This window comes from Knoellia sp. S7-12 (assembly GCF_040518285.1).
Classification (GTDB): domain Bacteria; phylum Actinomycetota; class Actinomycetes; order Actinomycetales; family Dermatophilaceae; genus Knoellia.
In genome coordinates, this window is sequence record NZ_CP155449.1 from 1,727,476 (window position 1) to 1,752,829 (window position 25,354).

Here is a 25,354-nt window from a genome sequence, read left to right on the forward strand (position 1 = left end):
GTGGGCATGACCATCACCGGCACCTACGTCCCAAGCCCCAGCAACTGGGTGCGCCAGCAAGTCGAGACCATCGAGGAGACCGGCACCACGCGCTCCGTCGACATCATGGGCCTTCAAGTCGTGCTGCTCACGATGAACGGCGTGACGGGCAGCGTGCGCAAGGTCCCGCTCATGCGGGTCGAGCACGAGGGTGTGTATGCCGCCGTGGCCAGCAAGGGTGGGGCGCCCGAGCACCCGAAGTGGTACGCCAACCTTCTCAAGAACCCCGTGCTCGAGGTCCAGGACGGGGACCGCACGTGGGTCGCGAAGGCGCGGGAGCTGGAGGGCAGTGAGCGGGACGCCTGGTGGCCGCGCTGCGTGGAGGCGTTCCCGAACTATGCGGAGTACCAGACCAACACCGACCGGTTGATTCCGGTCTTCGTGCTCGAACCCTTCGACGCGAGCTGACTGCGGAGTCGGCGCTCAGGTTGGCGCGACGGTCGACTCGTCTGCCTGAGGGAAGCTGAGTGGGGGAGCGGTGACGTCGTCGCCGGGGCCCACGTGGGCCCAGACGGCCAGCAGGTCGCGCGGCCAGATGTCCTCGCTGGTGGTCTCGAGCTCGGCGCGTGACCACCACTGGTGGGCCGTCATCGTCGCGATCTCGTCCTCGGTGTGTCCGTCGGTCGACACCTCGAAGGGGGCGCACCGCACGAACCAGAACACCTCGTCCTGCGTCGTGACGACGTCGCTGTAGCCGTGCACCACGACCCGTTCCGCCAGCGGACCAACGAGATCGGCCTGCTCGACGGACAGCCCCGTCTCCTCGGCGATCTCGCGCGCGGCGGCTTCGAGGTCAGTCTCGCCCGGGTCAACGCCACCACCCGGCGTGATCCAGAATGCCGGCACCGGCACGATGCCGGGGTCGCTGTCCCGGAACAGCAACAGGCGGTCATCGGTGTCGACGAGCAGGACCCGCATCGCGCGCCGATGGTGGCGGCGCCGCGTGTCCGGGACCGGCGCGGGGAGCACCGTTCGAGGCGTCGTCATGTCGTCAGCCGCTGACGCAGTCGCTCGATGTCCGCGTCGGTCCAGCCCTGCTCACGCAACCATCCCTGCGCGCCGCCGAACTCCGATGCGACGGTGTCGAGAATCGTGCGCATCGTCTCGGGGCGTGGCCGCTGGTCGTCGACGCTCTGGTGACGCAGCGCGTTGCCATAGAGGTCGCGGGGCATGAGCCGGGCAATGATCCGTTCGATGCGTTCGCCGGTCAGGGCGTAGTCCTCGACGATGACGTCATGCGGAACCCCCGCCGCGTCCAGGGCAAGGGCGACGACCGTGCCCGTGCGGTCCTTGCCGGCGGCGCAGTGGATCACCGTCGCACCGCTGCTGCGTGACACGACATCGAGCGCCGCAGAAATCGAGTCCGGGCGGGCCGCGAGGTAGCCGAGGTAGTGATCGGACCAGAAGCCAGCGTCGCGTATGGGCCGGGTCGAGTGCTCCGGCATCGCCAGGGCCTGCTCAGCCGTGACGCCGCGGTTGTCGCCAAACAGTGAGTGATGATGGTGGGTGAGCGACTCAACCTGCCAGAGAGGGCCCGGTCCCTCGGTGCTCACCTCGGTGTCACTGCGCAGGTCGACGATGTCGCTCACGCCGAGGGCGTCGACGACCTGGCGGACGTCGGCCTCACTGAGGTCCTGCAGGTTGTCCGAGCGCAGCAACCGGCGCGGCTGGATCGTGCCGCCGTCACGGGTGGGGAGCCCACCAGAGTCGCGCATGTTGACGACGCCCTCGAGGTCGATCCAGCGGTCGGGTCGGTTCTCGTGCGGGGTCTCATCGCTCACCTCGCCATCGTAGGTGGCTCAGATGTCGACGAGTTGACCAGTTCCTGACGCCTCGGCGTGGTCCGCGACAGCACTTGCGACGACGAGGTCGGTGATGCCCGTGCCGAGGTTCTGGATGACGAGTCGCCCTTCGGGGCGCGGTGCGTGGAGCAGGTGCCCGGTCCAGGCCGTCGGTGTCGGGTAGCCATCGAGCTTGCCGCGCACCGCGCGGACGGCAGCGAACTGCTGCGGGTCGTCCGCGGCGAGCACGGCGCTGTCGGCAAGATCGGGGCCCACCGAGCTGGCGTAGTCGATCGGCAGGAGCAGTGCGTCGTCGAGCGGCCACGTCGTCGGGATGGCCATGTCGGTGAGTCCGATCGAGAGCCCGGTGATGACGACGGCCCTGTCGCGCACTGCCGCTTCGCGCGACGGAGAAGCCACGACGCGTATGCCGGGTGCCACCGCGGCCGTCTCGCTCACCAGGGCATCGATCGCTGCCCGGCGGCGCGCCCAGACGTGGACCTCGGTGTGGCCGAGGGCTTCGAGGATGCGGAGGTGGGACCGGGCCTGGAGCCCGGCCCCGAGGTAGGCGATCGATCCGGCGTCGCCGGCGAGGGCACGGATGCAGGCGCCGGTGACGGCTGCGGTGCGGATGGCCGTGAGCTCGTGCGCGGGGAGGAGTGCGCGGGGCACGCCGGTGGTCCCGTCGTTGACGACCATGACCCCTGTGGCGCTCGGGAGACCACGCACCGGATTGTCCGGCACGACGCTGATCCACTTGCAGCCCAACAGGTTTCGCTCCGGGTAGGCCGCGGGCATCGCGTTGGCGAACATGCCGGGGGAGGTGCGCACCGTCGGCTTGGGCGGGACGTCGGCGCGCCCTTCGGCAAGGGCGGAGAGTGCGTCTGCGACGAGGTCGACCACCGCGACCAGGGGAGGCAGGCAGGCGCGGACATCGGCGTCAGTGAGGATGCGCACGAACGCCAACCTAGCCGGGATTCTCACGGTTCAGGAGGCAGAAAATGTCGGGGCAATAGGTGAGGGCCTCGGAAAGTATGAGTTTCCGAGGCCCTCGCAGATCAAGAACCGAAGTTCTTTCTCTGACGCTCTCACCGAGGTGAGTGCGTAGGGATATTTCTAGTCGGCAGCCGTCACGAACACAACCCTTCGAGCCGAGGATTGTCGATGTTCCTTGTCCATCGCGGCGTGTCGGTGTGGACACGCCGCGTTCACCTTGGTGTCGGGTGTGGAAGAGCGAGCTGGTGACGGGTGGGAGAATCTGCGCATGCCTCGACTGCCTGATGGAGACGCCGCTCCGGACTCGGGGGAGCTCCCGGGTGAGGCGCTTGCGGCCCTCGGGAAGCGACCGTTCGGCATCTACCTGCACGTCCCGTTCTGCCGGGTGCGTTGCGGCTACTGCGACTTCAACACCTACACGCTGACCGAGCTGGGGCCCGGGGCGAGCACGTCGACCTTCATCGACACCACCCTGGCCGAGCTCGACCTCGCGCAGGGCGTGCTCGGGGCGTCGGCTCCTGTCGTCGACACGATCTTTGTCGGGGGTGGCACGCCCACGATGCTCGCCGCAGCCGATCTCGCGAAGGCCGTGGACGGCATACGCCAGAGGTTTGGTCTTGCCGACGACGTCGAGGTGACGACGGAGGCCAACCCCGACTCGGTCACTCCGGAGTCGTTGCGCGAACTCGCCGACGGTGGCTTCACCCGCATCTCGCTCGGCATGCAGTCGGCTGTCCCGCACGTCCTCGCGACCCTCGACCGGACCCACGACCCGGCAGGAGTGGGGACGGCCGTGCGAGCCGCGCAGGACGCCGGGCTCGTGACGAGCGTTGACCTGATCTATGGGACGCCGGGGGAGTCGATCGATGACTGGCGACGCAGCCTCGATCAGGCCATTTCCCTTGAGTCAGAACATGTTTCGGCCTATGCCCTGGTGGTCGAGGAGGGGACCAAGCTCGCAGCCCAGGTGCGTCGCGGTGAGGTGGCGCGACCCGATGACGACGACGAGGCGACCAAATACGAGATCGCCGACGAGGTGCTCGCCGCAGCCGGATTCGACTGGTACGAAGTGAGCAACTGGACCCGCACCCCAGGCGGTCGGTGCCGCCACAACGACGGCTACTGGACCGGCGGCGACTGGTGGGGGGTCGGTCCCGGCGCCCACAGCCACGTCGGTGGCGTGCGATGGTGGAACGTCAAACACCCGAGGGCGTATGCCGGTCGGCTGGCTGAGCGCCTCTCTCCCGGAGCGGGACGGGAGACGTTGACGGCGGAGCAGATCCGCGACGAGCAGGTCCTCCTGCAGGTGCGGGTGCGCGACGGGCTGGTCATCGACGAGCTCGACGAGGTCGGCAGGCATGCGGTGGCGGGGCTGGTCGCGGACGAACTCATCGACGGTCCGGCGGCAGTGCGGGACCGTCGTGTCGTGCTGACGTTGAGGGGCAGGTTGCTCGCCGACACGGTGGTCCGACGCCTCCTCGGCTGAACTCCGCCTCGTGTGCCTGAGAGCACGCTCCAACGTGCTCTCAGAGACACAAGGCCCGTTCTAGGGTTGCCGGCATGACTTCCACGAACCTCCGTCGGCTCACGGGCCGCACCGCCATCGTCACCGGCGCCAGCCGCGGGATCGGCCTCGGGATCGCCGAGCGCCTCGTCGCCGAAGGTGCCCGCGTCTGCATCACGGCGCGCAAGCAGGAGGCCCTGGACGAGGCCGTCGCAACGCTTGGTGGACACGAGGTCGCCATGGCTGTCGCCGGTCGCGCGGATGACCCTGCTCACCAGGACAAGGTGCTGGCCCAGGTGGCTGAGACGTTCGGCCCGATCGATCTGCTGGTCAACAACACTGGCATCAACCCGGCCTACGGACGGCTCGTCGAGCTCGACCTCGATGCCGCTCGCAAGATCGTCGAGGTCAACTGCATCGCTGCCCTTTCGTGGATCCAGAAGGCGGTGGCCGGCGGGCTCGAGGAGCGCGGGGGAGCCATCGTCAACGTGTCCTCGGTCGCGGGTGTGCGGCCAGCCCCGGGCATCGGCTTCTATGGCGCGAGCAAGGCCATGCTCACCCACCTCACCGAAGAGTTGGCCGTCGAGCTCGGGCCGACCGTGCGCGTCAACGCGGTGGCCCCCGCAGTCGTCAAGACTCAGTTCGCGACGGCCCTCTATGAGGGGCGTGAGGAGAAGGTGGCCGCGGGCTATCCACTCAAACGGCTCGGAGTGCCCGAGGACATCGCCGGGGTCGTGGCCTTCCTGCTCTCCGAGGACGCATCCTGGATGACGGGCCAGCTGATCGTCGTCGACGGCGGCCTGCTCCTCAAAGGCGGCGTCTGAAACCCCTCTCCCACAACGAGATAGAGAGAAATACCGCGCGGCCAGGAGGCCACGCGGCATTTCTCACTATCTCGACTCGCGTCAGGAGTCAGTGGGTCACTTGACGAACTGCGGGGTCATCGGGGGCGACCACTGCTGGCCCTCGTTGGCCCGAAGTGCTCCGATGATGTGGAGCACGAACGCGAACGCGAGAGCAAGGGGGTAGGTCACGAAGCCCACGAGGAGCAACATCAGCGGCAAAGAGATGAGCAGGAAGATGCCGGTGATGATCTGGATGTTGAGGGAGTTGGCGGCGTGCTGGCGCACGAAGTCACCGCGCTCCTTGTACATCACGTAGATGATGAGCGAGCCGACGAAGCCCAGGAGTCCGGCGCTCAGGACCATCGCGATGAGCGGGATGAGGTGGCTGAGCATGCCCCATTGGCGTTGCTGGGCGGGGTCGAGGACCTGCTGGCCGTAGGTGGTGGGCTGGCCGGGATAGGTCTGTCCGGTGGCCGGCTGCTGATATGCCGCCTGGGATGGTTGTGGATAGACCGGCTGGGGCGGCGGCTGCTCACCGTGGGACGGCTGCGGCTGCTGAGGCTCGTGTCCCTGCGGGAACTCGGGTTGCTGCGGGGTGGTGCTCATGGTGTCCTCCTTCAGGGGACGGGGTGCTGTCACCCAGTCAAACCCATCCGGAGCGCGAATGATCCCCAAGTCGGGGTGAGATCAGGGTGAGTTCAGGGGCGACCCTGCCGCAGAAGGTGCACCCGGCATACCCGTCGTGTGTTTGCGTCTGCGGATCAGGTCGCTAGAGCAGCCACATCCGCAGACGCAAGGGACTCAGGGAGCGGTGACGAAGTCGATGAGTTCCTCGACGCGACCGAGAAGGGAGGGCTCGAGGTCGGCGTAGGACCGCACGGTGCCGAGGATCTGCTTCCAGGCGCGGGCGATGTCGGCCTGGTCGTCGTGGGGCCAGCCGAGGTGCGCGCAGATGCCGTGCTTCCACGACGTGCCGCGGGGGATGACCGGCCACTGCTCCATGCCGAGGCGTTCGGGCCGGACCGACTGCCACACGTCGACATAGGGGTGTCCGACGATGAGCACGTGCGGGGCATAGGGCTTGAGCCGCGACGCCGCGTCGACGACACGGGTCTCCTTGGTGCCGGGCACGAGGTGGTCGACGAGGACACCCATCCGCCTGTCGGGCCCCGGAGCGAAGTCGCGGATCGCGGCCTGGAGGTCATCAACCCCGCCGAGCGGTTCGACGACGACACCTTCCACGCGCAGGTCGTGGCCCCAGACCTTCTCGACGAGCTCGGCGTCGTGAGTGCCCTCGACAAAGATCCGCGAGGCGCTGGCGACCCTGGCCGGTGCGTTTGTCACCGCCCGCGACCCGCTCGCCGTGCGCGAGGCGGTGGTGCGCGCCGCCGTGAGTCTCGCGTCGGCTGCGGCGGTGGGCCTGGTGAGCGTGACCGGTTGACCGTCGACGTGGAAGCCGGGACCGAGGGAGAACGCCTTGGTCCTGCCGCGGCGGTCCTCGAGGTGGACGACGTGGATGCCGCCCGCCTTCTCGACCCGGACGATTGCGCCGACCCAGCCGGTCTCGACGTCCTCCACGACGATGCCGAGCTCGGCGGCCAGAGGCGTGGATCGGCCACCGCGAGGTGCCTTCCAGTCGCCGGAGAGCACGTCCCGGCCGTAGCGATCAGTCACCTGCGCGAGGGTAGACGTAGAATTGGCACTCACCAAGCATGAGTGCCAGTGATGACGGGAGGTGTCGAAATGAGTGACGAGCGTCGGCTCGCGGTGCTGCGCGCCATCGTGCAGGACTACGTCGAGACATCCGAGCCCGTGGGTTCCAAGGCGCTGCTCGAGCGCCATCGGCTCGGCGTCTCCGCCGCCACAGTGCGCAACGACATGGCCGCCCTCGAGGAGGACGGCCTCATCGCTGCGCCGCACACGAGCGCTGGTCGCATCCCCACCGATGCGGGCTACCGCTTCTTCGTCGACCGAATCAGCGGGGTCAAGCCGCTGAGCGGGGCCGAGAAGCGGGCCATCAGCACCCTGCTCGACGGCGCGGTCGACCTCGATGACGTCGTCGACCGCACCGTGCGGCTGCTCGCCTCGCTGACCCGTCAGGTCGCGGTCGTCCAATACCCCTCACTCACTCGCTCGTCCGTCCGGCACATCGAGCTCGTCCCCATCGGCGGCTCACGGCTCCTCGTCGTCCTCATCACGACCACGGGTCGGGTCGAACAGCGCGTCCTCGAGACCGGGATGGAGCTCGCCGAACCCGCCGCCGAGCGCATGCTCGCCACCCTGCGTTCCGACGTCAACGGTGCGACGGTCGGCAAGACCCTCGCCGATGCGGCTGGGGGCCTGGGCGAGTTGCCCGCCCAGGTCGATGTCGGTGCGCGTGGTCTGCTCGTGGCGATCGCGGCGGAGTTGACCGAGGTCCTCGTCGAGCAGCGTGAGGAGCGGGTCGTCATGGCCGGCGCCTCCCACCTCGTGCGCGCCGGCGAAGACTTCCCGACCTCGATCGGACCCGTCCTCGAGGCGCTTGAGGAGCACGTCGTCCTCCTCAAGCTCCTCGGCACCGTCAGCGAGCAGGGTGACGCGGTCGCTGTGCGAATCGGCGCCGAGAACCCGTTTGCCGGACTGCAGTCGACGTCCCTGATCACCTCTGGCTACGGTGCAGGATCCGATCTCGTGGCCGGCCTCGGAGTCGTGGGCCCGACTCGTATGGACTATCCGACGACGATGGCGGCCGTGCGAGCCGTCGCCACCTATGTCAGCCGGATCCTGAGTGATTGAACGAGCATGACCGCCGAGATTTGACCTCACACGTGACCCCAACAGACCCCAGCGAAGGACGTCCACCACAGTGAACGACTACTACGCCGACCTCGGCGTGGCCCGCGATGCAACCGCCGACGACATCAAGAAGGCCTACCGCCGCGCTGCCCGCAAGCTCCACCCCGACGTGAACTCCGGCCCGGAGGCCGAAGAGCAGTTCAAGAAGGTCTCACAGGCCTATGACGTGCTGTCCGATGCCGAGAAGCGGCGCGGCTACGACATGGGCTCCGACCCCTACGCCGGCGGAGCCGCGGGGTTCGGTCAGGGCTTCGCGTTCAGCGACATCATGGACGCCTTCTTCGGCCAGGGCGCAGGTCAGGCACAGGGCCGCGGACCGCGGTCTCGCCAGGCCCGCGGCCAGGACGCGCTCGTTCGCCTCGACCTCGACCTCGTCGACACCGTCTTCGGTGCAGAGAAGGAGCTCGTCCTCGACACCGCCGTCGGCTGCTCCACCTGTCACGGTGCTGGCACCCAGCCCGGCACCGGCACCCGCACCTGTGACGTCTGCCAGGGGCAGGGCTCGATCCAGCAGGTGCAGCGCAGCTTCCTCGGTCAGGTGATGACGTCGCGTCCGTGCGTGAACTGCCAGGCAACCGGCCAGGTCATCGAGGCGCCCTGCTACGAGTGCTCCGGCGACGGTCGAGTGCGCACGCGTCGCACCATGACGATCCGGGTTCCCGCGGGCGTCGACACCGGCACCCGCATCCAGTTGGCGGGCGAGGGCGAGGTGGGTCCCGGCGACGGTCCTCCCGGAGACCTCTACGTCGAGGTCGCTGTGCGCCGCGACAAGCGGTTCCAGCGACAGGGCGACGACCTGCACGCGACGCTCGAGCTCCCGATGACCGCGGCTGCGCTGGGCGCCAGCGTGCCCTTCGAGACCTTCGATGGTGTGAGTGACCTCGAGGTGCGGACCGGCATCCAGTCCGGCGAGCAGATCCGCCTGCGCGGTCTCGGTGTGACGCACCTGCGTGGTTCTGGCCGCGGCGACATCATCATCCACGCGATGGTGCAGACGCCGACCAAGCTCAGCCATGAGCAGGAAGGCCTGCTCCGCCAGCTCGCTCAGCTGCGTGAAGAGGAGAAGCCGACCGGCCACATCGCCAACCCTGCTGACGGCTCACTCTTCGGCAAGCTCCGCGACGCCTTCAAGGCCCGCTGACCCGATGCCCAGAATCCCGATCGATGGCAAAAGAGTGCGGCGCACGCTCAGTTGCTCCTTCGTCGCAAACGCGCACCCCGCACTCTTTTGCCATCGATCAGCAGCGGGGTTGGGAACGCCATGACGCTCGCGCTCTATCTCGTGACTCCGGGCGCTCTCGATGCGACCCGGGCTGGTGACGTCGTCGTCCTCGACGGACCCGAGGGTCGGCACGCGGCGACGGTCAAGCGGACCCAGCGGGGCGAGCACTTGCGCCTGTCCGACGGTGCCGGTCGGGTCGTCACCGGAGAGGTCGAGTCGGTCGAGCGTGACCGGCTCACCCTGCGTGCAGAGTCGGTCGATCACGTGCCAGAGCCGAGCCCACGGTTCGTCCTCGTCCAGGCGCTCGCCAAGGGCGACCGGGACGATCAGGCCATCGAGGCCGCGACCGAGCTCGGTGTCGACGAGGTCGTCCCGTGGCAGGCCAGCCGGAGCATCGTCCAGTGGCGCGGTGACCGCGGGGCCAAGGCGTGGGCCAAGTGGGATGCCGTGCTGGTGGCCGCGACCAAGCAGTCGCGTCGTCCGCGTCGTCCCGTCCTCGCACCCGCCGCGACCACGGCGGCGCTCGCGGACCGCATTGCAAAGGGAGCAACGGCATACGTCCTCCATGAGGATGCCGACGACCCCCTGGCCGCACTCACCCTGCCGAGCGAGGGCGACGTCCTCGTCGTGGTCGGTCCCGAGGGTGGCATTGCGCCCGAGGAGTTGGACGCCCTGCGCACCGCTGGTGCATCGATCGTCCGGCTCGGCAACACGGTGCTCCGCTCGTCCAGCGCCGGACCCGCGGCCCTCGCGGTCCTCAGCGCCGCAACCCGCTGGCGCTGATCAGCTGACCGTGAAGGTCACGAGCCGCTCGGCGATGACCTTTGCCCCATCCTCGGCTGAGGACGTGAACGCCCTGAACGTGTAGGTCCCCGGTTCGAGCCGGCCGAGGTCGACGGCGAACGTGCCGCGCGAAGGTGCGCCGATAGATGCCGTGACGAAGCCGTCACGCAGCGTCGTCGACCCACTGCGGAGCTCCCACTCAACGTTTGCCTCGAAGGCAACGGCCTGACCACGCACCAGCACTGGTTCCGCTGCACGGACCGTCACGCCGGGGGATGGGGTGTCGACCCAGAGGTCGCACAACGTCTCGGGCGGAGTGCTGGCCCGCGTGAAGGGCGTCGCCGGGTCAAGCTGGCCCAGGATCTGGCCACCGCCCGGGGTGCTCAGGGTCACCGGCAGGTCGCCCCGCCCGACGGCCCCCTGTGCAGTCCACACCAGGGCCGCGACCGCGAGACGGGCACTGTCGGCATCGGACGCCGAGTCCCCAGGACCGGAGAGCCGCAGCGTGATCCGCTCGCGAGCGACATCGGCTGAAGTGACCGTCACTCCACGCCAGAGGTCCGACCGGCGCAGGGACTCCCCGACAGCTGCTGTGGCCCGAGCGGACTCGGACGCACCCACCGCTGCTGACCTGAATTCACGGACGAGTCCGGGGCGGTCCGTCGTGCCACCGTTGGTTCCGACCCGATAGATCGCCTGAGCCACGATCGTCGTCGGAGCGGCCGGTTGCCCGGTCGGCGAGGGCGGCGTGGACGGCGTGGACGGCGAGGACGTGGGGCGAGACGTCGAGCTCGGCAAGGTCGACGATGAGGAGGACAACGACGGTGCGGGGGGAGTGGGCGACGGCTCGAGCGAGGGTTCGACAGGGGTCGTCGCACTTGGTGTCCCGGCCGGTCGGGTCGGCCCTGCATCCGGCGCCGGGCGTGCGGTCCACACGGCACCCGCAATCGCGGCCGCAGCGGCGGCAACCCCCATCCCCGTGAGCCAACGTCTGCGGGCAGACGTGGGGAGCGGCTCCGAGGCCTCGCGCAGGATCGCGTCGAGACGATCGCGCGGACGGATCTCGCGTGCATGCGCGGCAAGGGCCTCCCTGAGCTCGCGTTCGGTGTCGGACGGATCCAGCTGGGTCGTCATCGCTCCTCCATCTGGGTGCGCAGGGAGGCGAGGCCCCGGTGGGCGTGCGCCTTGACCGATCCGGGTGCGATGCCCAACGCGTCGGCGATCTGGGCCTCGCTGAGGTCGAGGTAGTAGCGCAGCACGAGCACTTCCCTCTGCCGTGTTGGCAGGCGCTGCAACCGAGCGAAAAGTTCCGCTGAACTTGTTGCCGACAGAGCCTCGTCTTCGGCGCTCACCGCGCGCAGGCGGTTGTTGGCGCGGGTCGAGTCGAGGTAGCGCTGCTCCACCTTGTGGTGCCGGAGCGCTGAGCGGGCACCGTTGACGACGCACTGCCGCAGGTATGCCGCGCCGCGCCCTTCGCGGACGTCGTGCCACTTGCGATGGAGCGAGACGAAGGCGTCCTGCGCGATCTCCTCGGCGAGGAGGTCGTCGTGGACGAAGAGCCAGGCGAGGCGGACCATGGGACGCCAGTGCACGGCATACAGGCTCGACACGCCGTCATCGGCGGCCGCGCGCGCTGCTGCGTCACGTCGAGTGCCCACGAGTGTCATTGTCACGCTGGTGAGACGCGTTGCGGGCCTGATCGGTTTACTGTCGCTACATGTCTTCAGCTGACTGTCTCTTCTGCAAGTTCGTCTCCGGCGTCGTCGAACCAGACGTCGTGGGCGAGACGGAGCACAGCCTCGCCTTCCGCGACATCAACCCGCAGGCACCCACCCACGTCCTCGTCGTCCCCAAGCGGCACGTGGCCAATGCTGGCGAACTGGCCGAGGTCTCACCGGACAACCTGCAGGACGTGGTGTTGCTGGCCCGGGCCGTGGCGGACGACGAGGGCCTGGGCGGGGACTACCGCCTCGTCTTCAACACGGGGGCCGGTGCAGGTCAGAGCGTGTTCCACGCGCACCTCCACCTGCTGGGCGGCCGGTCAATGCAATGGCCGCCTGGCTGAAGCGAACCGTAGACTCATGGGTGACATGACAGACGCACCCCACCCGTCCACGCCCACCGAGACGTCGACGCACCTTCCCGTCCACACGGTCACGATCCCCGCTGACGTGCCGATGGTGTCCCTCCTCGGCCCCAGGGACGAGGTGCTCCGCACCATCGAGCGGCAGTTCCCGATGACCTCGATCCACGTGCGCGGCAACGAGTTCCACATCTCCGGCACCAGCCCCGAGGTGGCCCTCGTCGAGCGCGTCATCGACGAGCTGCTGGCGGTGATCGACGGCGGACAGTCGCTCAACCGTGACTCCGTCGAGCGTTCCATCGCCATGATGCGGGCGCAGACCACCGAGCGCCCGGCTGACGTCCTCACGATGAACATCGTGTCGTCGCGGGGTCGCACGATCCGCCCCAAGACCCTTGGGCAGAAGCGCTACGTCGAGGCGATCGACGAGCACACCATCACCTTCGGCGTCGGCCCAGCGGGCACGGGCAAGACCTATCTGGCGATGGCCAAGGCCGTGGCAGCGCTCCAGGCCAAGCAGGTCAACCGGATCATCCTCACCCGACCGGCCGTCGAAGCGGGGGAGCGGTTGGGCTTCCTCCCGGGCACGCTCAACGACAAGATCGACCCCTACCTGCGTCCGCTCTACGACGCGCTCCACGACATGGTCGACCCCGACTCCATCCCGCGGCTCATGGCAGCCGGGACGATCGAGGTGGCCCCGCTCGCGTTCATGCGCGGACGTTCCATCAACGACTCGTTCGTCATCCTCGACGAGGCGCAGAACACCACGCCCGAGCAAATGAAGATGTTCCTCACCCGCCTGGGCTTCGGTTCCAAGATGGTGGTCACGGGAGATGTGACGCAGGTCGACCTGCCCGGTGGAACGACGAGCGGGCTGCGCATCGTGCGCGACATCCTCACTGACCTCGAGGACATCCACTTCGCCGAGCTCACGGCCCAGGACGTCGTGCGTCACCGCCTCGTCGGCGAGATCGTCGAGGCCTACGGCCGCTTTGACGCCGACCAGGAAGGCGGCTCCACCCCCTCACGTTCGCGCCGTGTGAACCGACCCGCGGACCGGGAGGGTGACGCATGAGCATCGACGTCCTCAACGAAACCGAGTTCGCTCTCGACGAGCTCGAACTCGTCGCCTGCGCCCGCTATGTCATGGGCGAGATGAAGGTCCACCCCCAGGCCGACCTCTGCCTGCGGCTCGTGGACGAGGCGGCCATGGAGACCCTTCACGTGCAGTGGATGGACCTTCCGGGACCGACCGACGTCATGAGCTTCCCGATGGACGAGCTGCGTCCCGGCAGCGACGACGACGACCCCGAAGAGGGCGTTCTCGGCGACATCGTCCTGTGCCCGAGCGTGGCGCAGAAGCAGGCGTCAGACGCTGGCCACGCCACCGAGGAGGAGCTCCTCCTCCTCACGACGCACGGCATCCTCCACCTGCTCGGCTACGACCACGCCGAGCCCGAGGAAGAGCGCGAGATGTTCGAGCTGCAGCGCCAGCTGCTCCTCACCTTCCTCGCGACGAGGGGCCGACACGGTGCCTGACCCAGCCAGTCCCGACACCATCGTGGTGTCGGGAGCCCGGACGGTGGCCTCATGACCAGGCTCATCGTCATCAGCATTCTCGGCCTTGTTCTCGCCTTCGCCCTGTCGGCCGCGGAGGCCGCCCTCTCCCGGGTGTCGCGCGTGCGCGCCCAGGAGCTCCATGACGACGGGCGGGCTGGCTCCACGGCTCTGGCCACGGTCGTGGCCGACAGTGCGGCATACCTCTCGGTCTTGTCGTTCGTGCGCGTCATCGCGGAGATGACCACAGCAGTCCTCGTGACGGTCGCCGTCCACCGGGTCGTCGATGGCACGTGGAAGCCTCTGCTCACGGCGATCGCGATCATGGCGGTCGTCTCGTTCGCCCTCGTCGGGGTCTCACCGCGCACCTTGGGTGGTCAGCACGCCACGTCGGTCTCGTTGTTCGCGGCGCCGGTCGCGATCTGGCTGCGCCGAGTCCTCGGGCCGCTCTCGCGGCTGCTGGTGCTCTTTGCCAACGCCGTCACGCCGGGTCGTGGCTACCGTGACGGACCGTTCGACAGCGAGTCCGAGCTGCGTGACTTGGTCGACATGGCGGGGGAGTCCTCGCTCATCGAGGCCGGCGAGCGCCAGATGATCCACTCCGTCTTTGAGCTCGGCGACACGCTCGCCCGTGAGGTCATGGTCCCGCGCACCGACATGGTGACGATCGGCTCCGACCGCGAGGCCCGCAAGGCGATGAATCTCTTTCTCCGCAGCGGTTATTCGCGCATCCCCGTGACCGGCGAGGACTCCGATGATGTGCTCGGACTGCTCTACTTCAAGGACGTCGTGCGTCGGATCACGGCTGACCCGGCAAGCGCCAAGGCGCCCGTCGTCGACCTCATGCGACCCATGCCCTTCATCCCTGAGTCCAAGCCCGTCGACGCTCTGCTCCGCGAGATGCAGCGCGACCAGACCCACTTCGCACTCGTCATCGACGAGTGGGGAGGCACTGCTGGTCTCGTGACGATCGAGGACATCATCGAGGAGATCGTGGGTGAGATCGCTGATGAGTACGACCGCGAGACCCCAGACCTCGAAGAGCTCGGGGACGGCCGATGGCGCGTCGACGCGACGATGGACATCGACGACCTCGCTGACGAGCTCGGGGTGACGATCGACGAGGACGAGGTCGACACCGTCGGCGGACTCATCGGCAAGACCATCGGGCGGGTGCCGATCCTGGGCTCGACGTGTCAGGTGGCCGGGCTGCGGCTCACGGCCGAACGCATGGCCGGACGCCGGCACCGCATCGCCACCGTCATCGTCGAGCGCGTCGCAGCAGGCGACCGCGAGATGATGCACACAGCCGACACCGGGAGTTCCCATGACTGACGACGTCACCGCCGAATCCGGCAACAGCCAGAAGCCTGCGTATGCCGCCGGCTTCGCCTGCCTGATCGGCCGCCCCAACGCCGGGAAGTCGACGCTGACGAACGCTCTCGTCGGCGAGAAGGTCGCCATCACGTCGAGCAAGCCACAGACGACGCGGCACACGATCCGCGGCATCGTCAGCCTGCCCAACAGCCAGCTGATCCTCGTGGACACGCCTGGGCTGCACAAGCCTCGAACGTTGCTGGGGGAGCGGCTCAACGACCTCGTGCGAGCCACCTTGCTCGACGTCGACGTCGTGGGTTTCTGCCTCCCCTCGGACCAGAGGATCGGGCCGGGTGACCAATACATCGCGCGCGAGCTGGCCGAGCTGCGCTGGGCCAAACGCACGCCGATGGTCGCGTTGGCCACGAAGTCCGACAAGGTCGACCGCCAGCGTCTCGCTGAGCACCTCATCGCCATCGACCAGCTCGGTGAATGGGACGAGATCGTGCCGTGCTCCGCGACCAGGGGCGACCAGATCGACACCGTGGGAGCGGTGCTTGCGAAGTACCTCCCGCGCTCGCCCGGGCCGCTCTATCCCGACGACGTGCTCACCGACGAGCCGCACGTGATCATGATCGCCGAGCTCGTCCGTGAGGCTGCGCTCGAGGGTGTGCGCGACGAGCTCCCCCACTCGCTGGCAGTCGTCGTCGAAGAGATGTTGCCGCGTGAGGACCGACCCGAGGGCAAGCCCATGATGGATGTGCGGGTCAACGTCTTCGTGGAGCGCTCGTCACAGAAGGCGATCATCATCGGACGCGGTGGCTCGAGGCTGCGCGAAGTGGGGACCACGGCGCGTGAGGGCATCGAGAAGCTGCTCGGTCAGCGCGTCCACCTCGACCTCCACGTCAAGGTCGCAAAGGACTGGCAGCGAGACCCAAAACAGCTGCAACGCCTGGGTTTCTGACCCTCAAAGATGCGCGGGCGGCATACCTCGCTGTCGTCCAGTAGGAGCGCCAAAAAGCGACTCGACGTCGCAGGCGCCCGAAGTCTCAAGTTGTGATCGACAGCAGGGTTCGGCATGGTGGACAGGTTGCACGAACCCGAACCGAGCGGCACACGAGCCGCGGACGACACTGACGAGAACAGCAAAGGAGCGGCGTTCGCGCCGAATCACCTGTGAACCAAAAACTTATGAACACCGGCCCAACAGCCCCGGGGGGCGCCGCAGGGGAGCGCGACATCCTCGACGGATCACTCTTGGAGGACAGTCCTCACCCCGCCCTTGACCACGCGGTCGAGGAGCACCAGGCAGACGCCCCGCAGAAGCTCGACACGATCGTCTTCGGTGTCACCGCCGCCCTCGCGATCGGCTTCGTGCTCTGGGGCTTTGTCAGCACCGAGACCCTCGGATCCGCATCGGACAGCGGCCTGTCATGGGTGGTCCACAACATGGGCTGGCTCTTCTCGCTCGTGGCCTCGGGGTTCGTCGTCTTCGTCATCTGGCTGGCGGCCGGGAAGTTCGGGCGCATCCCGCTCGGACGCGACGACGAGCAGCCCGAGTTCAAGACGGTCTCGTGGATCGCGATGATGTTCTCTGCGGGCATGGGCATCGGCCTGATGTTCTATGGCGTCTCCGAGCCCGTGGCGCACTTCGTCACCCCGCCGCCCGGCACCGGTGTGGAGGGCAATCCCGAAGCCGTCCAGAATGCCATGGCGACGACCCTCTTCCACTGGACGTTGCACCCCTGGGCGATCTATGCGGTCGTCGGACTCGCGGTGGCCTATGGCGTCTTCCGCCGCGGTCGTTCGCTGCTCATCAGCTCGGCCTTCGCGCCGCTCATCGGCGAGCGTCGGGCCAGCGGCCCGATCGGTCGCGTCATCGACATCCTCGCGATCTTTGCGACTCTCTTCGGGTCGGCAGCCTCGCTCGGCCTCGGCGCCCTGCAGATCGGGTCCGGCCTCGAGATCGTCGGGGGCATCGGCCGCGCAGGCAACGGCGTCCTCGTCGCGATCATCGTCGTGCTGACCCTCTGCTTCATCCTGTCGGCGGTCTCCGGCGTCTCCAAGGGCATCCAGTGGCTGTCCAACACCAACATGGTGCTGGCCCTCGTGCTCGCGGTCTTCGTCTTCGTCGTCGGGCCGACGGTCTTCATCCTCAACCTCGTCCCGACCGCTGTGGGCAGCTACTTCCAGGACCTCGCGATGATGTCCGCGCGCACCGATGCCGCTGGCGGCGACGCCATGCAGACGTGGCTTTCGGGCTGGACGATCTTCTACTGGGCCTGGTGGGTCTCCTGGACCCCGTTCGTCGGAATGTTCATCGCGCGCATCTCACGAGGTCGCACCATCCGTCAGTTCGTCACCGGTGTCCTCCTCGTGCCGAGCCTCGTGTCGCTCGTCTGGTTCGCCGTCTTCGGTGGGGCCGGGATCTTCACGCAGCGCGCTGGCACCGACCTCGCCGGGGCCGAGACGCCCGAGGCGACGCTCTTCACCATGTTGGAGACGATGCCGCTCTCGACGGTCACCTCGATTGTCGTGATGCTGCTCGTGGCCATCTTCTTCATCTCCGGAGCCGATGCGGCCTCGATCGTCATGGGCACGCTCTCTGAGCGTGGCACCCTCGCACCGAGCCGCCCCACGGTGATCTTCTGGGGTGCAGCCACTGGCGCCGTCGCCGCCGTGATGCTGGTGGTTGGAGGCGCGGATGCGTTGTCCGGGTTGCAGAACATCACGATCATCGCAGCCCTGCCGTTCCTCTTCGTGATGATCGGCCTGGCGGTAGCGCTCGTGAAGGATCTGTCGAGCGACCCCATGGTCGTCCGCCGGGCCTACGCCGTGGCCGCAGTCGAGCAGGCCATCGTGGCCGGAGTCACCAAGCACGGCGATGACTTCACCCTCACCTATGAGGAGTCCAAGCCCGGCGAAGGCGTCGGCGAACGAGTCACCATGCCCGGCGCGCCTTCGACGGTCGATGCCACGGATGACGTCGAGGCCGCTGACACCGAGGCTCGGGACGGCGACAGGGTGCTCACCACGCCCAGGTCCTGAACGCCTGAAGCACTCCGACTCGCATGGCTCCTAGAATGGGGCCATGCGAGTTGGTGTCTTCGGAGCGACCGGTCAGGTCGGCAATGTCATGCGCGCTCTCCTTGTCGAGCGGGGTTTCCCGGTCGAGGAGATGCGCTACTTCGCGTCGGCTCGTTCAGCCGGCACGACGCTGCCTTGGAAGGACACCGAAGTCACGGTCGAGGACACGGCGACCGCCGACTTCTCCGGACTCGACATCGCTCTCTTCTCCAACGGTGGATCAACCTCCAGGGAGTGGGCACCGCGCGTTGCTGCCGCCGGCGCTGTCGTCATCGACAACTCGTCGGCATGGCGGCGTGATCCCGACGTCCCTCTCGTCGTCGCCGAGGTCAACCCCCACGACCTCGATGTGATCCCCAATGGCATTGTCGCGAACCCCAATTGCACGACCATGGCCGCGATGCCGGCGCTCAAGCCGCTGCACGACGTCGCCGGCCTGGTGGCGCTGCGGGTGGCGTCCTACCAAGCCGTCTCCGGCTCCGGCGGCAAGGGTGTCCAGGAGCTCGACGGACAACTGCGCGGTGGGTATGCCGCAGGCGAACCTGCCGCGCTTGCTCTCGACGGTCGGGCGGTCGCCCTTCCGGCGCCCGCGGTGTATGCCGTGCCCGTGGGCTTCAACGTCATCCCGCTCGCGGGTTCCATCGTCGACGACGGTTCTCTCGAGACCGATGAGGAACAGAAGCTGCGGCACGAGTCCCGCAAGATCCTGCACATTCCTGACCTTCGTGTCTCGGGCACCTGCGTGCGCGTGCCGGTCTTCACCGGTCACTCGCTCGCCATCCACGCCGAGTTCGGCGACGACATCTCGCCGGAGCGGGCGCTCGAGCTGCTCGGCAAGGCTCCCGGCGTCATTGTCACCGATATCCCGAACCCGCTCGACGCGGCCGGGCGCGACGAGGTCTTCGTCGGTCGTGTCCGCGTCGATCAGGCGGCGCCTGAGGGCAAGGGGCTGACGCTCTTCGTCGTCGGTGACAACCTCCGCAAGGGCGCGGCCCTCAATGCGGTCCAGGTTGCCGAAGAGCTGGTGAAGCGGCGCTGAGTCGCGGTTGATCATGGCGGGCCTCCACGGGTCCGTCATCTCGTGCTGCCGCTCGTCCGTGAGCGCGCGCTCTGCGGTGCGTCAGGCAGGTGCAGTGTGCGGTTGCGCGAGGCCGGCGACGTGTGATGCAACCTCATCGAGCACGGCCTCGGCGTCGGGGTCGTCCCCGAGGATGAGCCAGTTCAGGGTGAGGCCGTCGATGATCGTGAAGAGGTAGCGCGCCAGCACAGATGTCGGCCGTTGATAGGTGACGTCCAGACGGTCGGCGGTGGCGTCGAGGTGGGTGACCAGCGTCCCGACGTAGGTTTCGTACTGCTTGCGCGCCACACCTTCGAGTCCGGGCTGGCGCAGGGCGTACTGCGTCAGCTCGTAGGTCAGCATGTGCATCGCCGGATTGGCGACCACGTGGTCCCAGTAGGCCTGCAGGCTAGAGCGAAGCGCGGCTTCGACGGTGGTCTGGGTCCCTGCCAGACCTTGGACTCGTTCGATCGAGCCGCGGTGGATGGTCTCAATGACCTGCTCGAGCAACTCCTCCTTGGAGCGGAAGCAGTAGTGGAACACGCCCAGCGGCATCTCCGCCTCGCCGACGATGGCTCGGGTCGTGGCCTTGGCGACCCCGTCGCGTGCCATCACCACGATTGCGGCTTCGATCAGCTGGACGCGGCGGGCATCCGCCGACATTCTGGCCATGTTTTCCTCCAGTGATGGGCAAGGGGCCAGCGTATCTCGTCCAAGTCGGACGACTTGGACGCGACGGCCGCCCTCGTCAGAGGAAGGCGTGTCCCTCGCCGCGATAGGTGGGTACCGTGTCGACGATCTCGTTGCCCTCGACCAGCTGCAGTGCGTCGACGCGCTCGCACAGCTCGCCAGCCTTGGCGTGCCGGAACCAGACCTTGTCGCCCACGTGAAGGCGGTCGGCCGCAGCGCCTCGCAGGGGAGTCTGAGCCTCTCCCGCGCCCTCGGCCGGGATCAGCTGCAGGCCGGACGGCCACACCGGCGTGGGCACGCGATCGCGTCCGACGGGGCCCGAGGCGATCCATCCACCACCCAGGACGGTCACGATGCCAGGCGCCGGACGCCGGACCACTGAGGTGGCGAAGTAGGCCGCGGGGTGAGGCGAGAACGCACGGTAGTGGTCAAAGAGCGTCGGACCGTAGAGGCCTGATCCGGCGGCGACCTCGGTCACGGCGTCCTCGGCAACGGTCTGCTCGATGCTGCCCGTGCCTCCACCGTTGACGAACTCCAGTGCTGCGATGTGACGGACTGCCGAGACGGCCTCGGCTCGCCGCTCCGCGAGCTCGTTGGTGGACAGGTGCTGGATGCCACGCACGGCGAGGCGGCGCAGCGCCGAACCGGGTTGGTTGTCGCCCATCCCCGCGATCTGTCCCTCGTACGCCATCATGCCGACGAGCTGGAAACGCGGTCGAGCCAGAATCTGCTCGGCGAGCACGCGGGCCTGCGTTGGCGTGTGCACCGGTGAGCGGCGTGGTCCCAGGTGGATGCGTCCGCCAGCAAGCCGCAGTGAGGCGTCGAGCTCCAGGCACACTCGCAGCCGTGGTCCGCTCGCGCCGATGACCGACTCGATGAAGTCCAGCGCTTCGACGGAGTCCACCATCAGCGTCACCCGCGCTGCCAACAACTCGTCTGTTGCCAGGCGTCGCAGGCTCGCGCGGTCGGCACTGGGGTATCCGACCACGACGTCGTCGACCTCATCGGCCAGCCACAGGGCCTCGGCGAGGGTGAGCGAGAGAACTCCGTGGTAGGCCGGCATGGCCAGCACTTCCGTGATGATGCTCCGACAGCGCACGGACTTGCTGGCCAAGCGGATGGGCTTGCCAGCAGCGCGTCGGGCCATGGCGTCGGCGTTGAGTCGCAGGGCCGCGAAGTCCACCACACCGAACGGCGGGTCCAGCTCTGACGTGGCCTCGTCGAGATCGGTGAACGTCGACGGAAGCCCGGTCACCCGGGTGCGGCTCCCTGGTGACGTGACATGAGACGTCTGAGTGATGGTCATGACCCCCACCATGCACCCAGACTCATAATTGGTCAATCGTCCAAGTCTATTGACTTGGCCGCGAATTGGCCTCATGCTGCTGAGCAACCTCGACAGTGATGGAGCTGGGATGACGACGACCGAGTGGTGCAACTGGGCCGGCACGGAGCGTGTGACACCGCGCCGCGTGGAGACGCCGGCCAGCTCGGAAGAGGTCTCTGCGGCGGTGAAACGCGCCACGAGCGAAGGACTTCCCGTCAAGGCGATCGGCTCGGGTCACTCCTTCACCGGCGTTGCGGTTGCCCCCGGCCTCCAGCTTCGACTGGACCACCTGACGGGAATCGTCGACGTCGATGGCGTGAGCGGTCTGGTGACCGTTGAGGCGGGCACACCATTGCACTCTCTCAACCCCGCGCTCGCCGCACACGGTTTGGGCATGGAGGTCCTCGGCGACATCGACCGGCAGACCGTTGCCGGTGCGGTCTCGACAGGAACACATGGGAGCGGCGGCGCCTTCGGCAGCATCTCCACGCAGGTTCGCGGCCTCGAGCTGGTGCTCGCCGATGGCAGCGTCGTCACCTGCTCGGCGACGGAGCGACCAGATCTGTATGCCGCGGCATGCGTCAGCATCGGTGCCCTCGGCGTCATCACGAAGGTGACGCTGCAGTGCGTCCCGCTCTATGCGTTGCGCGCCGTCGATGCGGCGGCACCTCTGGAGCAGACACTGGACTCGATCGACGAGCTGGTTGCCGAGAACGACCACTTCGAGTTTTTCTGGTTCCCGCACACCGACACGGCCCTGACGCGCCGGTTCCAGCGGTTGCCGGCCACCACCCCCCTGAACCCGATGAGCAAGTGGTCGCGCGTCGTTGACGATCGCATCGTCACCAACATCGCGTTCGAGGCCCTCAACAGAGTCGGCACGCGCATTCCTGCCCTGGTGCCCGGGATCAACCGCTTGGTCACCAAAGCGGTCTCGGACCGTGAGTTCACCGACGTCGCGCACCGCGTCTTCGCCTCCGAGCGCAACGTGAAGTTCCGCGAAGGCGAGTACTTCATCCCACGCGACGCTCTGGTGCCGGCGCTGAAGGACCTCAAGTCGTGGCTGGACACCAGCGGCGAGAAGGTGTCCTTCCCGTTCGAGGTGCGCTTCGTGCGCCGGGACGACATCTGGTTGTCACCGGCATACGAGCGAGACTGCGCCGTGGTGTCCTTCCACCAGTACCACCGCATGCCCCACGAGCGGTGGTTCCGTGCGTGTGAGGACGTGCTCGGCGCGGTGGGTGGGCGTCCTCACTGGGGAAAAATGCACCGCCTCGATGCCGTGGTCTTGAGGGAGCGGTACCCGCGCTTCGATGACTTCCTTTCCGTCCGCCGGGACGTGGACCCCCATGGCGCCTTTGCCAATCCCTATCTCGATCGTGTCCTTGGACCAGTGACTGGAGCGCGACGATGACGACAACACCTGGTCTTGAGAGCTTTGCGCCCATCGCGTCCGACCACCGGGCTCGCCGGTCGGTCCTGGTCGCCTTCGCCATCCAAGGGCTGACGTTCGCCTCGATCGTCACGCGCCTGCCGACGTTCAAGGACAAGTTTGACCTCAGCGACCTTCAGATCCTGGTCTTGCTCGCAGCTGTGGCGGTCGCGTCGGGGCTCGGCAGCCTGGCCGCCGGTTACGCCGCTCAGCGGTGGGGCAGCGCGGTCACGGTGCGCAACGCCCTGCTGGGGGTGTCCGTCTGCGCGGGGTTGATCGGTTTCTCCGGTTCGCTGTGGGTGCTCGTGCTCGTCACCTCCTTGTATGGCCTGTGCGTGGGTGCGGCAGACGCAGCGCTCAACATCCAGGGCGTCGCCGTCCAGGATCGCTACGGGCGCAGCATCATGACTGGATTCCACGCGATGTGGAGTGGTGCGGCGGTCGTCGGCGCGATCTATGCGTCCGTTGCCATCGAGGTTGGCCTCGGACTGATTCCCTCGATGCTCATCGTCGCGGTCGTGGGCCTTGCCCTCAACCGGTGGTCGAGTCCGGGCCTGCTTCGTCATGTTGTGCTCGACGCCGGTGACGCAACCGGACCGACCGACCACCACGTCCCGTGGCTGCCGATCGTGCTCATCGCGATCCCAACCACCGTCATGTGGCTGTCCGACTCCGCAGCCTCGGTGTGGAGCGGGATCTATCTCGAGGACGGTCTGGGAGCGGCGGCGAGCGTGGCGCCGATTGCGTATGCCGCCTACCAGTTCGTGCTCCTGGTCGTTCGGTTGGTCGGCGATCGGTTCGTCCGACGCTATGGAGCTCGGGACGTCGTGCGAGTCAGTGGAATCACCGCCACGGTCGGTCTCCTCCTCATTGTCGTCGCGCCCGGGCTGCCCCTGGTCCTGGCCGGCTTCGCCCTGTTGGGTGGAGGTCTGGCCCTGATCCCGCCGCTGTCCTACGTCGCTGCAGCCCACCTTGACGTCGTCCGCGGGAGCCAGGCGATCGCACGGGTCAACCTCGCCAACTACCTCGGCTACATCCTGGCCGCCTTCGGGATCGCCATCGTCGCGGAGACCGCCGGCAACCGGTGGATGTTCGTCGTGCCGCTCATCCTCATTCCCTTGGTCCCTCTCATGGCACGCCAGTTCGCACCGCACACCACACCCGTTGTCCTTGCCGCTGACGCGGCCCCCAAGAATCGGAGTCAGGCATGACCACCACCGCCCCCGCGCCAAAGACGTCGGCCGAGCTGTCCCACGACCCCGGGTTCATCCAGGTTGAGAACCCCTCCACTGGCGCCGTGGCCGGGACCGTGCCCAACCTGGACGAGGCGGCCGTCGACGCCCTCGTCGCGGCGGCGCGCGCGGCCCAGCCGGCTTGGGCCGAACTGGGCTTCAGCGGTCGCGCCCGCTACCTCCGCAGCATGCAGAAGTGGTTCATCGACAACGCCGACCTCGTCGCCGAGACGATTCACCGTGAGAACGGCAAGTCCTACGACGAGGCGCACATCGAGGTTGCCTATGGCGTGATGGCCAGCGCCTTCTGGGCTCGCAAGGCAGGCAGCTATCTCGCCGACGAGCGCGTCCGCACCCGCTCGCCGTTCGTGCTCGGCCGCAAGCTCGTCATCCGCTACGCCCCCGCAGGTGTCGTCGGCGTCATCGGGCCGTGGAACAACCCGCTGCTCAACAACTTCGGTGATGTCATCCCCGCCTTGGCGGCAGGCAATGCCGTGATCCTCAAGCCTTCGGAGATCACGCCGTTGACGTCGGTGCTGATGGCGCGCATGACATCCGAAATCGGGTTGCCAGCTGACGTGTTCGCCGTGGCAACGGGCGACGGCGAAACCGGCTCGGCGCTCGTTGAGAGGGTCGACGCGTTGATGTTCACCGGCTCGACCCGCACCGGCAAGAAGGTCGCCGCACGTTGCGGAGAACGACTCATCCCCGTGAGCCTGGAGCTCGGCGGCAAGGACCCCGCCATCGTGTTGGCCGATGCAGACCTGGACCGCGCAGCGCACATGACGCTCTTCGGGGCCATGCACAACTCGGGCCAGACCTGCACGTCGGTGGAGCGGGTGCTCGTCGAGGCGCCGGTCTATGACGAGTTCGTCGCCAAGATGCAGGTCGCCTTCGAGAGCCTGCGGATGGGCGAGTCGACCGGGCTGGGGACCTCGGACTCCGGATCACTGACCTTCCTGCCACAGCTGAGGACGGTCACCTCGCACGTCCAGGACGCCGTCCGCGCGGGCGCCAGGGCACTGACCGGCGGTGCAGTTCGTGAGGGGGCCGGTCGCTTCTTCGAGCCCACTCTCCTCGTCGACGTCGACGAGGACATGGACTGCATGACGCAAGAGACCTTCGGCCCGACCCTGCCCATCCTCAAGGTCGCTGACGAAGAGGAGGCCATCCGGATCGCCAACAGCACCTCCTTCGGTCTGCAAGCCTCGGTCTACACCAAGGACAAGAAGCGGGGTCAACGCGTCGCCCGCCGCCTGCACGCGGGGACGGTCACGATCAACGACGTCCTGGCCAACTACTTCGCACTGGAGCTGCCGATGGGGGGATGGAAGGACTCCGGCCTGGGCGCTCGTCATGGCGCCGAAGGCATCCGCAAGTTCACCAAGCGCCAGTCCATCCTGGTCACCAACTTCCCGATGAAGAACGAGCTGCACACCATGCCGTTCAACGCAGGGAGCCAGGCCCTGATGCAGAAGATCGTCAAGGTCGTCTACGGTCGCCCGCGGCGCACTGCCCGCTGATTGTGGACGGCTTCCGCACAGGGCTCGCGCGCGCCGAGCCG

At 67.7% G+C, this 25,354-nt stretch carries 25 protein-coding genes; 16 read left to right on the forward strand and 9 right to left on the reverse strand.

Annotated elements, in window-relative coordinates; genetic code table 11:
* The first annotated feature begins 6 nt into the window (after window positions 1-6).
* On the forward strand, window positions 7-447 hold the full coding sequence (locus V6K52_RS08340; RefSeq protein WP_353953403.1) for a nitroreductase family deazaflavin-dependent oxidoreductase: 441 nt from the start codon (window positions 7-9) through the stop codon (window positions 445-447).
* 15 nt (window positions 448-462) lie between these two features.
* Here the strand turns inward: V6K52_RS08340 and V6K52_RS08345 are convergent, their stop codons facing one another.
* From V6K52_RS08345 to V6K52_RS08355, 3 genes are read right to left on the reverse strand one after another with little or no spacing between them, the layout of a single operon-like run.
* Complete coding sequence (locus V6K52_RS08345) at window positions 463-1,026, reverse strand: NUDIX domain-containing protein (protein ID WP_353953404.1); 564 nt, start codon at window positions 1,024-1,026, stop codon at window positions 463-465.
* A complete protein-coding gene (locus V6K52_RS08350; RefSeq protein WP_353953405.1) occupies window positions 1,023-1,820 on the reverse strand; it encodes a tyrosine-protein phosphatase in 798 nt (265 codons plus the stop codon). Before V6K52_RS08350 ends, V6K52_RS08345 begins: the two co-directional genes overlap by 4 nt.
* Window positions 1,821-1,838: 18 nt before the next feature.
* Window positions 1,839-2,777 (reverse strand): ornithine cyclodeaminase family protein, encoded by a 939-nt coding sequence (locus tag V6K52_RS08355; protein WP_353953406.1) that lies wholly within the window; start codon window positions 2,775-2,777, stop codon window positions 1,839-1,841.
* Window positions 2,778-3,084: 307 nt separating this feature from the next.
* Here V6K52_RS08355 and hemW point away from each other — a divergent pair, with 307 nt between their 5' ends.
* Window positions 3,085-4,302: a radical SAM family heme chaperone HemW gene (hemW, locus tag V6K52_RS08360; RefSeq protein WP_353953407.1), complete on the forward strand. Its 1,218-nt coding sequence runs from the start codon at window positions 3,085-3,087 to the stop codon at window positions 4,300-4,302.
* Window positions 4,303-4,376: 74 nt separating this feature from the next.
* The gene (locus V6K52_RS08365) at window positions 4,377-5,144 is read left to right on the forward strand and encodes an SDR family oxidoreductase (RefSeq protein WP_353953408.1); all 768 of its coding nucleotides are present in this window, start codon (window positions 4,377-4,379) and stop codon (window positions 5,142-5,144) included.
* Window positions 5,145-5,240: 96 nt separating this feature from the next.
* Here V6K52_RS08365 and V6K52_RS08370 read toward each other — a convergent pair whose 3' ends face one another.
* The gene (locus V6K52_RS08370) at window positions 5,241-5,771 is read right to left on the reverse strand and encodes a DUF4870 domain-containing protein (protein ID WP_353953409.1); all 531 of its coding nucleotides are present in this window, start codon (window positions 5,769-5,771) and stop codon (window positions 5,241-5,243) included.
* A 195-nt stretch (window positions 5,772-5,966) separates the two neighbouring features.
* Window positions 5,967-6,839: a DUF3097 domain-containing protein gene (locus V6K52_RS08375; protein WP_353953410.1), complete on the reverse strand. Its 873-nt coding sequence runs from the start codon at window positions 6,837-6,839 to the stop codon at window positions 5,967-5,969.
* A gap of 69 nt (window positions 6,840-6,908) precedes the next feature.
* Between V6K52_RS08375 and hrcA the strand changes: the two genes are divergently transcribed.
* The 3 genes from hrcA (at window position 6,909) to V6K52_RS08390 (ending at window position 10,005) form a co-directional block, all read left to right on the forward strand.
* On the forward strand, window positions 6,909-7,940 hold the full coding sequence (gene hrcA / locus V6K52_RS08380; RefSeq protein ID WP_353953411.1) for a heat-inducible transcriptional repressor HrcA: 1,032 nt from the start codon (window positions 6,909-6,911) through the stop codon (window positions 7,938-7,940).
* A gap of 70 nt (window positions 7,941-8,010) precedes the next feature.
* Complete coding sequence (dnaJ, locus tag V6K52_RS08385) at window positions 8,011-9,141, forward strand: molecular chaperone DnaJ (protein WP_353953412.1); 1,131 nt, start codon at window positions 8,011-8,013, stop codon at window positions 9,139-9,141.
* A gap of 120 nt (window positions 9,142-9,261) precedes the next feature.
* Window positions 9,262-10,005 (forward strand): 16S rRNA (uracil(1498)-N(3))-methyltransferase, encoded by a 744-nt coding sequence (locus V6K52_RS08390; protein ID WP_353953413.1) that lies wholly within the window; start codon window positions 9,262-9,264, stop codon window positions 10,003-10,005.
* Here the strand turns inward: V6K52_RS08390 and V6K52_RS08395 are convergent, their stop codons facing one another.
* Both V6K52_RS08395 and V6K52_RS08400 read right to left on the reverse strand, forming a co-directional pair.
* The gene (locus V6K52_RS08395) at window positions 10,006-11,139 is read right to left on the reverse strand and encodes a Gmad2 immunoglobulin-like domain-containing protein (protein WP_353953414.1); all 1,134 of its coding nucleotides are present in this window, start codon (window positions 11,137-11,139) and stop codon (window positions 10,006-10,008) included. It lies immediately after the preceding gene.
* Entirely contained in the window at window positions 11,136-11,663 is a 528-nt protein-coding gene (locus V6K52_RS08400; protein WP_353953415.1) for a SigE family RNA polymerase sigma factor, read from the reverse strand. The genes V6K52_RS08395 and V6K52_RS08400 overlap by 4 nt, the downstream gene beginning before the upstream one ends.
* A 59-nt stretch (window positions 11,664-11,722) precedes the next feature.
* Between V6K52_RS08400 and V6K52_RS08405 the strand changes: the two genes are divergently transcribed.
* The 7 genes from V6K52_RS08405 to V6K52_RS08435 all read left to right on the forward strand — a co-directional run bounded on the left by V6K52_RS08405 (window position 11,723) and on the right by V6K52_RS08435 (window position 19,091).
* Window positions 11,723-12,070 carry a histidine triad nucleotide-binding protein gene (locus tag V6K52_RS08405; protein WP_353953416.1) on the forward strand — a complete coding sequence of 116 codons (348 nt, stop codon included), beginning with the start codon at window positions 11,723-11,725 and terminating at the stop codon, window positions 12,068-12,070.
* A gap of 25 nt (window positions 12,071-12,095) precedes the next feature.
* Complete coding sequence (locus V6K52_RS08410) at window positions 12,096-13,166, forward strand: PhoH family protein (RefSeq protein ID WP_353953417.1); 1,071 nt, start codon at window positions 12,096-12,098, stop codon at window positions 13,164-13,166.
* On the forward strand, window positions 13,163-13,630 hold the full coding sequence (gene ybeY / locus V6K52_RS08415) for an rRNA maturation RNase YbeY (protein WP_353953418.1): 468 nt from the start codon (window positions 13,163-13,165) through the stop codon (window positions 13,628-13,630). The genes V6K52_RS08410 and ybeY overlap by 4 nt, the downstream gene beginning before the upstream one ends.
* A gap of 51 nt (window positions 13,631-13,681) precedes the next feature.
* Entirely contained in the window at window positions 13,682-14,983 is a 1,302-nt protein-coding gene (locus V6K52_RS08420; protein ID WP_353953419.1) for a hemolysin family protein, read from the forward strand.
* Window positions 14,976-15,929, forward strand: a complete 954-nt coding sequence (gene era, locus V6K52_RS08425) for a GTPase Era (RefSeq protein WP_353953420.1) — start codon at window positions 14,976-14,978, stop codon at window positions 15,927-15,929. The genes V6K52_RS08420 and era overlap by 8 nt, the downstream gene beginning before the upstream one ends.
* Before the next feature lie 227 nt (window positions 15,930-16,156).
* Entirely contained in the window at window positions 16,157-18,013 is a 1,857-nt protein-coding gene (locus tag V6K52_RS08430) for a BCCT family transporter (RefSeq protein ID WP_353953421.1), read from the forward strand.
* 43 nt (window positions 18,014-18,056) lie between these two features.
* On the forward strand, window positions 18,057-19,091 hold the full coding sequence (locus V6K52_RS08435) for an aspartate-semialdehyde dehydrogenase (RefSeq protein ID WP_353953422.1): 1,035 nt from the start codon (window positions 18,057-18,059) through the stop codon (window positions 19,089-19,091).
* 81 nt (window positions 19,092-19,172) lie between these two features.
* On the opposite strand, the gene V6K52_RS08440 is transcribed toward V6K52_RS08435, so the two are convergent.
* Window positions 19,173-19,781, reverse strand: a complete 609-nt coding sequence (locus V6K52_RS08440) for a TetR family transcriptional regulator (protein ID WP_353953423.1) — start codon at window positions 19,779-19,781, stop codon at window positions 19,173-19,175.
* Window positions 19,782-19,857: 76 nt separating this feature from the next.
* A complete protein-coding gene (locus tag V6K52_RS08445) occupies window positions 19,858-21,105 on the reverse strand; it encodes an amino acid deaminase/aldolase (RefSeq protein WP_353953424.1) in 1,248 nt (415 codons plus the stop codon).
* A gap of 109 nt (window positions 21,106-21,214) precedes the next feature.
* Between V6K52_RS08445 and V6K52_RS08450 the strand changes: the two genes are divergently transcribed.
* Genes V6K52_RS08450 through V6K52_RS08460 form a run of 3 tightly spaced genes read left to right on the forward strand, consistent with a single transcriptional unit; the run spans window position 21,215 to window position 25,313 of the window.
* Window positions 21,215-22,540, forward strand: a complete 1,326-nt coding sequence (locus tag V6K52_RS08450; protein WP_353953425.1) for a D-arabinono-1,4-lactone oxidase — start codon at window positions 21,215-21,217, stop codon at window positions 22,538-22,540.
* Window positions 22,537-23,769, forward strand: coding sequence for an MFS transporter (locus V6K52_RS08455; RefSeq protein ID WP_353953426.1), 1,233 nt, complete (start codon window positions 22,537-22,539; stop codon window positions 23,767-23,769). Before V6K52_RS08450 ends, V6K52_RS08455 begins: the two co-directional genes overlap by 4 nt.
* Window positions 23,766-25,313 carry an aldehyde dehydrogenase family protein gene (locus tag V6K52_RS08460; protein WP_353953427.1) on the forward strand — a complete coding sequence of 516 codons (1,548 nt, stop codon included), beginning with the start codon at window positions 23,766-23,768 and terminating at the stop codon, window positions 25,311-25,313. Before V6K52_RS08455 ends, V6K52_RS08460 begins: the two co-directional genes overlap by 4 nt.
* Window positions 25,314-25,354 lie beyond the last annotated feature (41 nt).